Source organism: Nostoc sp. NMS8, from assembly GCF_017115045.1.
In the GTDB taxonomy this organism is placed as follows: Bacteria; Cyanobacteriota; Cyanobacteriia; order Cyanobacteriales; family Nostocaceae; genus Nostoc.
Window position 1 is genome coordinate 1 of record NZ_JABXKK010000090.1, and the last position, 13,214, is coordinate 13,214.

7 protein-coding genes are annotated in these 13,214 nt (G+C 42.5%); 5 read left to right on the forward strand and 2 right to left on the reverse strand.

Features of this window, described 5'->3' with window-relative positions; translation table 11 throughout:
• The coding region (locus HWQ39_RS18770) for a HEAT repeat domain-containing protein (RefSeq protein ID WP_292848192.1) at positions 1-3,383 on the forward strand (3,383 nt) is incomplete at its 5' end.
• Positions 3,384-3,756: 373 nt separating this feature from the next.
• Here HWQ39_RS18770 and HWQ39_RS18775 read toward each other — a convergent pair.
• Both HWQ39_RS18775 and HWQ39_RS18780 read right to left on the reverse strand, forming a co-directional pair.
• Positions 3,757-4,035 carry a hypothetical protein gene (locus HWQ39_RS18775; protein WP_292848195.1) on the reverse strand — a complete coding sequence of 93 codons (279 nt, stop codon included), beginning with the start codon at positions 4,033-4,035 and terminating at the stop codon, positions 3,757-3,759.
• A gap of 134 nt (positions 4,036-4,169) precedes the next feature.
• On the reverse strand, positions 4,170-5,684 hold the full coding sequence (locus HWQ39_RS18780) for a phenylacetate--CoA ligase family protein (RefSeq protein ID WP_292848198.1): 1,515 nt from the start codon (positions 5,682-5,684) through the stop codon (positions 4,170-4,172).
• A 249-nt stretch (positions 5,685-5,933) separates the two neighbouring features.
• Between HWQ39_RS18780 and HWQ39_RS18785 the strand changes: the two genes are divergently transcribed.
• The 4 genes from HWQ39_RS18785 (at position 5,934) to HWQ39_RS18800 (ending at position 13,078) form a co-directional block, all read left to right on the forward strand.
• Positions 5,934-7,625, forward strand: coding sequence for a serine/threonine-protein kinase (locus HWQ39_RS18785; RefSeq protein WP_292848201.1), 1,692 nt, complete (start codon positions 5,934-5,936; stop codon positions 7,623-7,625).
• A gap of 108 nt (positions 7,626-7,733) precedes the next feature.
• On the forward strand, positions 7,734-9,884 hold the full coding sequence (locus HWQ39_RS18790) for a serine/threonine-protein kinase (protein ID WP_292848204.1): 2,151 nt from the start codon (positions 7,734-7,736) through the stop codon (positions 9,882-9,884).
• A gap of 186 nt (positions 9,885-10,070) precedes the next feature.
• Positions 10,071-11,678: a bifunctional pantoate--beta-alanine ligase/(d)CMP kinase gene (locus tag HWQ39_RS18795; RefSeq protein ID WP_292848207.1), complete on the forward strand. Its 1,608-nt coding sequence runs from the start codon at positions 10,071-10,073 to the stop codon at positions 11,676-11,678.
• Between the two features lie 797 nt (positions 11,679-12,475).
• Positions 12,476-13,078, forward strand: a complete 603-nt coding sequence (locus HWQ39_RS18800) for a superoxide dismutase (protein WP_292848210.1) — start codon at positions 12,476-12,478, stop codon at positions 13,076-13,078.
• The last annotated feature ends 136 nt before the right edge of the window (positions 13,079-13,214 follow it).

A 13,214-nucleotide genomic window follows, 5' to 3' on the forward strand; every position in this document is an offset into this window, starting at 1 on the left:
CCCTTTTCCCGCACCCTCTTGACAAATGTACAATCATTCTAACCTCTCACGGATGGGCTGGAACAAAGAAGGAATATTTACTCAAACAGATTGAAGATGCTGGTAAAAGTTTAAAACTTCCCCAGCAGAAAGCAGAATCTAGCGTTTCTCAGAACAAAAGAGAATTAGACGAGCTTCAAACTGCACTTGACTGGTTAAAAAAGTTGGGAGTGCGAGAAGACGAACGAGCTAATAAAAATCAAGGTTATTGGAAATTTACCCTGACGTTAAAACATCAGACAGCAACGAGAAAAGATAATCTGGAGGTGGTTAAGCAGAAGTGGAAGGAACACCAAAAGACGAATTTAAAAGAAACATCCCAGGTAGAAACAATAGATAATAGCTCTGATTGGCAAGAAAAATGCCGCGCTATGCTCGAAAAGCACAAGCGTCTCACCACAAATGAGTTGCTGTTTGCTGATGATGAGATGAAATTTGAGTTAGACGCAATTCATGTCCCTTTAGCATTGGTGGAACGTAAAAAACCGAATAAATACGGCGAGGATATTTCCGCAGAACAAGGTTCGCGACTTTACGAACCAAGTGATGAAGAGAAACAGAAGAAGCTTAAACATAAGGATTTTTTAGAGCAAGTTATCCGTGATGGTGTTGGTAAAACTCAAGGACACCGCATCGCTTTAATTGGAGAACCGGGTGCGGGAAAAACTACTCAGTTGCAAACTATAGCTTTTTGGATATTAGACAACAATCTGGGTTTACCAATTTGGATTTCTTTGGCAGACTTGCAAGGAAAGAGTGTAGAAAATTATCTGTTGCAAGATTGGCTGAAGAATGCTTTAGAAGTGGTGCGTGTAAAAGAAGAACAGGAAAACACTTTTGCAGATTTATTCAAAAATAATCGTGTGTGGTTGTTATTGGATGCAGCAGATGAAATGTCTTCACTCCAACCATTAACTGAGATTTCCCAGCAGTTAGAGGGATGGATCAAATATGCGCGAGTTGTGCTGACTTGTCGGATGAATGTTTGGGAAGTAAACGGCGGCGCTTTAGATAAGTTAGATTTCAAGACGTATTGGTTACTCAATTTTGAATATCCGAAACAAGTCCAAGAGTTTATTGGGCGTTGGTTTCACAACAGGGATGCAGACAAAGGTAAAAAATTATGGAAAGAACTGCATAAAGCTGAACGTCAGCGCATCCAAGATTTAGTTAAAAATCCTTTGCGGTTGGCGCTGTTGTGTAGCATTTGGCAAGGTTCCGATCAAGGTTTACCGGAAACTAAAGCCGGACTTTATCAGCAGTTTGTTAAGCAGTTTTACACTTGGAAAAAAAATAGCTTTTGCAAAACTCAAAAGCAGCGACAAACACTAAATGCAGCACTGGGACGTTTGGCAAAGCGGGCAATTAACGCAGAAACTTCTCGCTTTCGTTTGCGCGATGAGTTTGTAAGTAATGAATTGGGCGATCCAGAAGAGGAGGATTCTCTATTTTGGTTAGCGTTAAAGTTAGGATGGCTAAATGAAGTTGGACTGGCTGCGGAATCAGCAACAAAAGAGAAAGTTTACGCTTTCTACCATCCCACATTTGAGGAATATTTTGCAGCGTTGGCGGTTAAGAATTGGGACGAGTTTCTTAATCATGTTCCTGACAACCCCGTGCTAGGCGTTTATCGCATTTTTGCCCCGCAGTGGAAAGAGGTGATTTTGCTGTGGTTGGGACGTGAGGATGTGGAGAGGAAGGAGAAGGAAGAGTTTATTCAGGCGTTGGTGGAATTTGATGATGGCTGCGGAGAATACAGAGCTATTGATAGAGTCACAAGGGGATTTTACGAGTTTCGCGCTTATTTTCTTGCTGCTGCTGCGGTTGAGGAGTGGAAAAATTCTTGCAACGCAGATGCTATTGTGACGGAAATTGTTAAATGGGGTTTTGGTGAGTTTAAGGTTGAACAAAACGATTGGGTAAAATTTCTCTACCCAATTATTGAGGAAGCACAGACAGTACTACCTCAGACAAATCGCATAAAAGCGATTGATGCCTTAATTGAGTTAATCGACAAATCACAGCTGAATAATTTTACGCGAAGACAAGAACCACAACTGAATAATTTTACGCGAAGGCAAGCAGCATATAGCTTAGGACAAATTGACCCTGGCAACCAAAAAGCGATTGATGCTTTAGTGGAGTTAATTGGCAAACCACGACTGGATAATGGTACCCGATGGCAAGCGGCAGAAAGCTTAAAGAAAATTGGCTCTGGCAATCAAAAGGCAATTGATGCCTTGGTGGAGTTAATCAGGAATCCACAACTGTATCATGATATCCAAAGGCAAGTGGCATCTATTTTAGGGCAAATTGATCCTGGCAATCAAAAAGCGATTGATGCTTTGGTGGACTTAATCAGCAAACCACAACTGGATGATGATACCCGATGGCAAGCGGCAGAAAGCTTAGGACAAATTGACCCTGGCAACCAAAAAGCGATTGATGCTTTGGTGGACTTAATCAGCAATCTACAACTGGATGATGATATCCAATGGGAAGCGGTAAAAAGCTTAGGGCAAATTGGCTCTGGCAATCAAAAAGCGATTGATGCTTTGGTGAAGTTAATCGACAATCCACAACTGGATGATGATACCCGAAGGCTAGCAGTATCTAGCTTAGGGCAAATTGGTTTTGGCAATCAAAAAGCGATTGCTGCTTTGGTGGACTTAATTGGCAAACCACAATTGGATGATGATATCCGATGGCAAGCGGCAGAAAGCTTAGGGCAAATTGATCCTGGCAATCAAAAAGCGATTGCTGCTTTGGTGGAGTTAATCGGCAATCCACAACTGGATGATGATATCCGATGGCTAACGGCAGAAAGCTTAGGGAAAATTGACCCTTGCAACCAAAAAGCAATTGATGCTTTAGTGGAGTTAATCGGCAAACCACAACTGAATAATTCTACCCGATGGCAAGTGGCAAAAAGCTTAGGGCAAATTGGCTCTGGCAATCAAAAAGCGATCGCTGCTTTGGTAGAGTTAATCGGCAAACCAGAACTGGATGATGATATCCGAAGGCTAGCAGCATATAGCTTAGTAAAAATTGACCCTAGCAACCAAAAAGCAATTGATGCTTTGGTGGAGTTAATTGGCAAACCACAACTGGATGATGATACCCGAAGGCTAGCAGCATATAGCTTAGGGAGAATTATGTTAGAGGAACAAATGCCGAGTGTTATCACTGTGTTGAAGGATTACTTATCACCTGAAACTTACAAAAATGATTTTGAGCAATTTGATATTTGCTACGAAGTTATCTGGAAGTGCGCCCAAAGTATGCCCTACCCCGCTTTTTATCAAGCTTGGCATCAACAAGAGAAAGTGAAAGATGGGGAGTAGGAAAGAAAAATACTTACTCCAGCTAAAACATAAGCGAAATGTGGAAGCAGCAATCCCTTGTCAAGACGCGATTCATCGCATCTCGTAAATCTATCGCGTCTGATATTTCCGCAATCCAGGAAATGCGATCGCCCCTAGTAAAGCAGATATTGTAAACAGAATGGGAATGCGATCGTTTTTTGCTGCGATAAATTGATTAAGCGATCGCCTTTATGGTTCATATACCTCACTGCGATGAGCGATCCTTCAGGGCTTTAATGTTGGGGTGCGATCGCGGAGTTTGTTCTAACTGCTGCAAACATCGGGAAATTTTCTTAGCAAAAGCCTTGTCAGCATTGACATAAACTTCTTGGACATCGGGATGAAGAAAACTTCATACATCAGAGCGAAGAGTTCTCCAGGCGGTGTATTGGGCTTTAGGCGTTGCTTGATTTTGCTTAACTCGCTCTAACAATCCAGGAATTGCCAAAAGTTCTTGGGTTGCAGCTTCGCTTTCAGCATTTGCCAAATAAGCAGCAAAATCAGTTAGCACCTGTAATCGTTCTGGAGATAGTTGCTGGAGTAAGTCATGAAGCTGTTGCTGTAACTCTGCGACAGAAATCAAATCTGCTGATGACCCATCATCTATCGGAGAATTATCGGTAGTATTCATTGCCTACTTCAAAATTTCAAGGTTTAGTTTTTATTATGCCGCGATCGCTGGAGATAATGGAAGCAACTAGCTTTTATACTTCACTTTTAACCAAGTTCCCTACTATAACTGAAAACTATTTATTGTCTCATTCCCTATTGACGGGTATAACGATGTTTCACCCCAATCGGAAAATATTCAGCATCACCCATTGCAGCTAATGCAACCTGTGGTGTTTGATATTCTACCGGAATATAATTAGCAAACTCACTATTTAGACGTAACAGTTGTGAAAGAATAGAAGATGCGATCGCAACTCTTCGATCTTCACTACCCTCTACCCCTGCTCCTAACTCCACAACCACTGATAAAAATCGATTCTTGTCTGCATCTTCCTTCACCTGCAAGACAAATTTACCCGTTACCCATTCTTGGATTCCTGGTTGTTCTAATCCCACCGTCACATTTTCGGGATAGATATTTGCACCAAAGTAGGAAACTGTAAAGTTGGAACGGCCAAATACATAAACGAAAGGTAGCTGATGAATACCTCTTGGTGATTCTTGAGTGTCAGAACGGAGATTTTCCAGCGGGTTAAATCCCCATTCTGCTAAAAATTGCAGCATGGCATCATAACTAATTATTCCGCCAGTATCTAAAATGTCATAACGCACTAAGGGAATACCGTTATCTCCCGAAAACAACAATCCGCCATCCTGAACTTCAAAAAAGCGACTGCAAGGATCGTATTGTACTAGTGTGGGTAAACGCGATTCCCCAAATAAGGCTCTAGCAGCATCGGGATTTTCTGCTAAAAAACGGCGAATACAAATACTTAAAGGTGTTTCATTACCCAAAACTCCGGCATCCGCAGTGCCGTAAAGTGATGCAAAATCATAGCAAGGATTTTGTGAACCAATTCTCGCGCCAACTAAACTCCGCCATTCTTCACTAAATACTTCTCCTGCCATCACTAATTTAATCTGATATTGCTGCCACTCCACACCACGAGCGATACCAGTATCAATGACATCTTTTAAAAATGGCGGGTATCCCAATAACACCACTTGTTCAAATTCTGAACCAAGTTCTTGGACAACTCGCAATATTTCTTCTTTATTGTTACCAGGAGTAATTACAGTGATGAGATAACCTTTGCTAGCAAGATAACGACAGCAATTAGTAGTGAACATCCCACCTACCCAAGTGCCCAAAGTGAAACAAATCACTGCTAGGGTACGTCTAGCATCTGAGTAAAAACTATCGTGAAAAATCTGTTCAAAGCGTGTGGCGATTTGGAGTTCATCTGTGAAAAAACGAGGCCAAAATGTCGGTTTACCACTAGAACCTGATGAAGCAGCTATCATGTCGCACGCTTCTAGTTGTCCGTTGTGGCACAAGTCAGCTAAGGGATAACGCAGGATATAATTTTGTTTAGCGATCGCTGGGAGTTTTTGAAACTCCTCTAAGGTTTGAATAGTGGCGGGATTAATTTCTCTTTCTGCTAAAAACGCCTTGTAGGCAGGTACATTAGCCGCTACATCGTGAAATAAACTCAAAGCTACCGAAGTTTGAGTATTGAGATGCCGTTGCAGTATCGTTTCTAGGGGGGTAGACAAAAAATCTTCAAATGCTTTAATTACTTGCTGTTGTCTTGATTTCCGGTTCATGACCCTTGTTATTTATCCTGAAGTAAAATCAACACCGTTAAAATAATGACGCTCGCGGACTCGCTACCGCTACGCTAACGTAATTCGTAATACTCGCCAAAGGCGAGAAGCAAGCTACGTAATTCGTAATGAAGCTCGTTCCTCTCTACGAGATGCTGCGCGATCGCTGGCGTAATTCGTAGGATATCCGAAAATGGGGATAGGCGCGTTGTAGTAATTCAATAAAACCTTAATTTATCCTTCAGCACCATGCAGCTCTATTGCAGTAAACAACATACAAATAATGGTAGTAACCGCTTTTGTACCCATTGTGGTGAACCATTACCTCTAGCTGTGGGACAGGTTGTAGATAATCGCTATCAAATTATCCGTCAACTAGGACAAGGTGGCTTTGGACGCACCTATTTGGCGGAGGATAGAAATAAATCGCATCAAACCTGTGTGCTGAAGGAATTTGCACCCCAAGTCCAAGAACAACAAGATTTACAAAAAGCTAAAGAGTTATTTGAACGAGAAGCAAATGTTCTGAAAAAACTCCAGCATCCACAGATTCCCCGTTTTCACGCCTCGCTACAAGTGAAAATAGGCGCTAAAGATTTTTTCTTTCTCGTGCAAGATTATGTGGATGGGGATAATTACTACCAGCTATCAGAACAGCGTGAAAGTCAAGGCCAAACCTTTAGTGAAGAGGAAGTAATCACCCTCCTGCAACAGATTTTACCAGTCTTATCCTACATCCACTTACAAGATGTCATTCATCGTGACATCTCTCCTGATAACTTGATTTGGCGGCGTTCTGATAATTTGCCAGTGCTGATTGATTTTGGCGGTGTCAAGCAATTGCCCGCTTCTCAAGGTTTTTGGCGCACCAAGTTGGTTGGAAATAATACTCTGCTGGGTAAAAAAGGCTACGCTCCCGAAGAACAACTACGGCAAGGACAAGCCTTTTTTAGTAGCGATTTATATTCTTTAGCTGTGACTGCATTAGTGTTGTTCACAGGTAAAGAACCACAAAAATTATACGATAGCTATCAAGGAATTTGGAGATGGGGCAAAGAAATCCAAGTTAGCCCGCAATTGGAAGCAGTGTTAAAAAAGATGCTAGCTTATAAACCGAGCGATCGCTATCAACGAGCCGAGCAAATCCTCAAAGATTTACCATCCCCAACTGCGACTAAATCCCCAGGTAATTATATTACTAGCAAGATTAAGACGATGGTAGTTGCTCCGGGAAGACAACGCGCCAGTGCTATTGTGAGTAGATTTCAGAGCAAAACGCAAGCAATCGCTAAACCGATGTCTTGGCCTGTTTGGATTCGCCCTTTTGCAATCAGTTTAGGGGGAACGGCTTTAGTGGGATTAACTTTAGCGGCGGGAAATGCAGCCCTTCGGGCTGTAACTTCAATCACCATCCCATCAATTTCATTACCTTCATTACCGCAAATTCCCCAATTTCCAAGTAGTAAGCCAGTTAGCGACAAAGGAAAAAATAGTGATCTCCAAAAAATTATCAGTCGTCGTCAACAGCTAGAAATTCCTGAAGGATTTTTGATTCGCTTTGTAGATGATTTATTTTATACAAAAAAACCTGAATTAAAAGGACGCAGCCTGACATCTAAACCGGAAGATGCTGGTTTACGAGATGAATGGTCTGGTGTCGCTGACGATTTATTAAATAAAATAGAACAGGCTGATATCAGTACAGCATCTCGTCAAAAACTGGGTAAATATACGGCACAAGATTACGAAACATGGAGACGACAAGCGCGATCGGGGCAGTTTGGGAATTATACAATCGATCAGCTAACCAAAGATACAAATGAAAAATTTGATCGGTTGTTTCCTGGTCAGCAGCGTGGGAAACTGAATCAACAGACTTTTGGTCAAGTTTGGTATGCGATCGCAGCCGATCAAGTCAGTAAAGTACAATCTGGCAAGTAAGGGGATTGGGGAAGGTGGGGCCCCCTCTGGGGATAAGGGGTAATGGGGACTGGGGAAGAGTCACAAATAACTAATGACTAATGACTAATGACCAATTACTAATAACTAATGACTAAAATATATTGTTCTAAAGGACATGAAAATTCCCCAGGTAGTCGCTTTTGTCTCCAGTGTGGTGAAAAATTGTCGGGTGCGTCCATGAGTTATAGTATCCAACCGGGATTAACCTTAGGCGATCGCTATGTAATTGTGCGTCAAATTGGCCAAGGTGGCTTTGGACGCACTTATTTAGCTGAAGATGTCAACCGTTTTCGAGAACTTTGTGTCTTAAAAGAATTTTCTCCGCAAGTTCAAACCGCTTATGTTGTCCAAAAAGCTGAAGAACTGTTTGAGAGAGAGGCGAGTGTTCTTTATAAATTGCAACATCCCCAAATTCCCCGCTTTCGGGAACTGTTGCGGCTAAATTTAGGCGGCAAAGAATATCTATTTTTGGTGCAAGATTATGTCGAAGGGGAAACTTACAACTCGTTGTTAAATGACCGAATACAACAGGGTTTGCGCTTTACCGAGGCGGAAGTACGCCAATTGTTGCAGCAACTTTTACCAGTGTTGGAATATATTCACTCCATTGGCGTTATTCATCGAGATATTTCTCCAGATAACTTAATGCTTCGCACTGTTGACAAACTGCCAGTATTAATTGATTTTGGCGGTGTCAAACAAGTAGTAGCAACCGTTGCTTCGGAATATTACCAACCCGGTATGGTCGCATCTTCCCCATCACCAACCCTATTAGGTAAAATAGGTTTTGCTCCCCCAGAACAGATGCAAACTGGGTTAGTATCTCCCCACAGCGACTTGTATGCCTTGGCAGCATCAATGTTGGTTTTACTGACAGGAAAACAACCCCAAGAATTAATTGATACTTATACTCTCAGTTGGCAGTGGCGGCGTGAAGTTAACCTGAGTCAAATTTTGGGACAAGTATTAGATAAAATGCTATCTGCCAGACCAAGCGATCGCTATCAATCAGCCCGTCAAGTACTCCAAGCTATCAACTCACCCCCCCCAGCAAACTATCCCCCGACTCAATACCCCACTCCACCACAACCCACATCCGCCACCGTCGCCATCTCCCCACCTCCCCAAACTCCCTCATATCCTCCATCTCCCTCATCTCCCCCCTCTTCCTCGTGGTGGACACCAACAAAAACCTTTCTAATAACGGTGCTAGCAGCTAGTAGTATTGGATTAATTTGGTGGGGATTGACTGGCCGCCGCGATATCGGGGAAGTCAAACCTAATCCCACAGCTAGCCCAATTCCAACCAGTGAACAACCAACCGATCCTTTAGCGCAATATTCACCAGCAGAACGGCAGCGTAAAGAAAAATTAAGCGATCGCCGTCAACAATTGGGTATTGGCTCTAACTTCTATGTAAACTTGGTGAATCAAGTTTTTTGGGATAGAAACCCCAGTTTACGGGGACGCACTCTCAGTAATGGTTCCGAAGATGAGAGTTTGCGCGCAGAATGGGATACAACCGCCTCAGAATTACTAGAAAAACTTGCACCACTGAGTTCCAATGCCCGCCGACAACTGGGAAGTTACACAACTGCTGAACGCGATCGCTGGAAAGTGGAAGTCAATCAAATCAACGTTGGTAGTCGTTCCTTATATGATTTGGGAGATGCTGCTTTTTTCAGTGTATTTCCTGAACAGCGGGGTAAAAATTTCCAAGGTCAACCCATTGGACAAGTTTGGTATGGTTTTGTTAGCGATCAACTTAGCGCTATCCTTGCCGGTAGCACTTTCCAGAAACTTGTCTTTGATGCAGGTGCGATCGGCAAAACGGTTAACGGTACTCTTCAAGCTGGTGGTGGTAAGGTATTTATTGCTGGACTTGCCAAAGACCAATCTCTAGAATTGAAACTACAAGGAAATTCTCAAGTTTTATTATCAGTCTATTCACCCTCTGGTAAAATTCAATTTCTAGAAGATTCTACCAAGCGTAGTTTGTCAACTAAATTACCAGAAAACGGATTTTACGAGTTTGTTGTGGTTTCCACAGCATCAAAACCAGTAGATTATCAACTCACCATCACAGCAGAAACTCCCACGCCAACGCCAACTTCTACCCCATCGCCCACAGCAACACCTACAGAAACTCCGACACCAACGCCTACAGAAACTCCCACAGCAACGCCAACGGAAACTGCCACTCCGACACCCACACCGACGCCGGAGACAAAACTCTAGTAGTCTGTCCCAAAAGTTTTGATAGGTGAATCAGTAATAATCAGAGCAGTCCAACATCTCTTGCTTTAACCAAACCGTATTGCCCCCACTCCCCTCAGCCAGACATGAGATGAAAAGCTTAACTCTTCCCTCGATTTCAGATATAAACTAGCGGGGGAGGGATCGATAAGAACTAGGGGTATTTTTGTGCGCCTGCTGACAACAGTGGCAGCTTTACGCTGCTATTTAATTAAACGCTGCTTAGAAAACAAACAGATAGCGGTTACTGAGGATCTGAAACTAGATGACATTACTGGCTGGTATCAGACGGCAGTTGGTCTGGTGCCAACGATGGGGAATTTGCATCAAGGTCATTTAAGTTTGATCCAACGGGCGAGACAAGAAAATTCTACGGTGATTGTAAGTATTTTCGTTAATCCGCTGCAATTTGCTCCCAATGAGGATTATCAACGCTACCCCCGCACTTTAGAGCAAGACCAACAACTTTGCGAACAAGCTGGGGTAGATGCCATTTTTGCACCGACTCCTGAAGAAATGGCAGTTCCGCAGAAGAGTATACAAGAATCAAAAGTTACACAAGTTATCCCCCCATCTGCTATGATAACAGGCTTGTGTGGTCGTTCTCGCCAAGGTCACTTTCAGGGTGTAGCTACGATTGTTACCAAACTTTTCAATTTGGTGCAGCCTAATCGTGCCTACTTTGGTCAAAAAGATGGTCAGCAACTAGCAATTATTAAACGCTTAGTAGCTGACTTAAATTTGCCAGTAGAAATTGTTGCTTGTCCAACAGTGCGGGAAGCTTCGGGTCTTGCTTTCAGTTCTCGTAATCAATATTTGACTGGAACGGCAAAAGAGCAAGCAGCGGTATTATATCGTGGCTTGCGACGGGCTGAAGCTGCATTCATTGCAGGCGATCGCAATAGCAACAAGTTAATAGCAGTGGTACAGCAAGAAGTGGCAATGGTCAGCACGGTTTTAGTGGAATATATTGAATTGGTTGAACCGACTACGTTGATGTCTTTAGAAAAAGTTGAGGAGGAAGGAATGTTGGCGATCGCAGCTCGTCTTGGTGCTACACGTTTGATTGACAATACGATATTGCGCGATCGTCAACCTATTATCGCCATTGATGGCCCAGCCGGTGCTGGAAAATCGACAGTGGCGCGGCAAGTGGCAGCAAACCTAAGTTTAGTGTATTTAGATACAGGAGCGATGTACCGTGCTGTCACTTGGTTAGTACTACAACAAGGGATTGCTATTGATGATGAATGTGCGATCGCAGAATTAACTAATCAGTGCAAAATTGAACTTACTCCCACCCAAGACTTACAAGCGTCTGTGCGGGTTTGGATTGATGGTCTTGATGTTACCCAGGCAATTCGCACTATTGAAGTAACTTCTCTTGTATCGGCGATCGCAGCACAAAGCGCTGTCCGTCAAGCACTGGTTAAACAACAGCAAAACTGGGGTAAAAGAGGTGGTTTAGTGGCTGAAGGTCGGGATATCGGTACTCACGTGTTCCCCGATGCCGAAGTGAAAATCTTCTTAACCGCTTCAGTCAGCGAACGCGCCCGTCGTCGCCAGCAAGACTTTAACAAACAAGGTCAACCCGAAGTGAGTTTAGAGCAGCTAGAACACGACATCGCCGAACGTGACTGGAAAGATAGCAATCGCAAAGTTTCTCCTTTGCAAAAAGCAGCAGATGCGATCGAAGTTCAAACCGATGGTTTGGACGTGTCTGAAGTCACAGCACAAATCGTTAACTATTACCAGCAACGTTTATCTGGGTGGTAATCACGGCTGTTTGCTGTTAGTTGTTTAATTTCAAAGGGTGGTGGGTGAATGATTATTCACTTACCATCCTCAAAACTGTATTTAGAGAATGTTTGAAAAGTCCTTTTGTCGGTAACAAAACATTCTAGATCCCCCTAAATCCCCCTTTTTAAGGGGGACTTTGATTCCGGTTCCCCCCTTTTTAAGGGGGGTTAGGGGGGATCTAAACGTGCCTAAACTCACAGTGAAAAACTTTTCAAACAACCTCTTAGAGTACTCCAAGTAAAAAAATGCCCAATTGTCATTGCAAGTGAAGCGAAGCAATCCCAGTCATTGCGATTGCTTCGCTTCACTCGCAATGACGGGTTTTAGATTATTTATTTTTTGGAACAACTCTTAAAAACAAAATAGCTAATTTGACTATTGGCTATCTTGATTGAAAATCAAGCTTTGAGCCTTGTACTAAAAATATTAGATTAATTAAGCATTAAATCATCTGGCTTCAGACTGACTTTTCACATCGCAATAATCGTACTCAAGATGGAAGTACGAAAGCCTTAATTACTAAACGCTAATTACTTATTAGTCTCTGGAACTTGTGAAATATTAGCCATTTTTATTTATAGTCAGCGATTACTAGCGATTTAACTTATCACAAAAGTACTTTGTTTTCATCTTCACTTTGGTAGTAGAATAACGATGTTAAGTTTTATGTTTCATCATGAAAAGCATAAAACTGTCAAAAACAAAAGCTGCTAATTTCCTAAGCTTCTGCAATAGCTTTCAACTGGAAACCGGTAAAGAGAGGATTTCATAAAATGACATTTACACTACCCGCCCTACCCTACGAATTGAATGCTTTAGAGCCTTTTGGTATATCAGGCGAAACCTTAGAGTATCATCATGGCAAGCATCACAAAGCTTATGTAGACAACCTGAACAAGCTGGTTGAAGGTACAGAACTTGCCAATAAGTCTTTGGAAGAGGTAATCCAAATTTCCTTCAAAGACTCCTCTAAAGCGGGAATCTTCAACAACAGCGCCCAAGTTTGGAACCACACCTTCTTCTGGAATTCCTTAAAACCAGGCGGTGGCGGCACACCTACTGGTGAACTTGCAGCCAAGATTGACAAAGATTTCGGTAGCTTTGACAAATTCAAAGAAGAGTTCTCTAACGCTGCTGCAACTCAGTTTGGTAGCGGATGGTCTTGGTTAATTGATGATGGTGGTACGCTGAAAGTTATTAAAACACCAAATGCAGAAAATCCACTAGCTCATGGACAAAAAGCACTCCTAACCTTGGATGTTTGGGAACACGCCTACTACATTGACTACAGAAATGCCCGTCCAGCGTTCATCAAGAATTTCCTAGACAAAGTGGCTAACTGGGACTTTGCTGCTGAAAACTTTGCTAAAGCTTAATCATTTGTCAGTCTTAAATTGGTTGTGACAGTAGCTTTTAATAAATATATAAAGCGGAGACAACCAGTTAATTTATCAATAATTACCAGCAGTCATGACTAGTGTCGTGGCTGCTTTTAATTATTTGGGCAAATTA

Coding starts and splice junctions, on each gene's coding strand:
- HWQ39_RS18775 (WP_292848195.1), bottom strand. CDS start 4,035: ATGAATACTACCGATAATTCTCCGATAGATGATGGGTCATCAGCAGAT.
- HWQ39_RS18780 (WP_292848198.1), bottom strand. CDS start 5,684: ATGAACCGGAAATCAAGACAACAGCAAGTAATTAAAGCATTTGAAGAT.
- HWQ39_RS18785 (WP_292848201.1), top strand. CDS start 5,934: ATGCAGCTCTATTGCAGTAAACAACATACAAATAATGGTAGTAACCGC.
- HWQ39_RS18790 (WP_292848204.1), top strand. CDS start 7,734: ATGACTAAAATATATTGTTCTAAAGGACATGAAAATTCCCCAGGTAGT.
- HWQ39_RS18800 (WP_292848210.1), top strand. CDS start 12,476: ATGACATTTACACTACCCGCCCTACCCTACGAATTGAATGCTTTAGAG.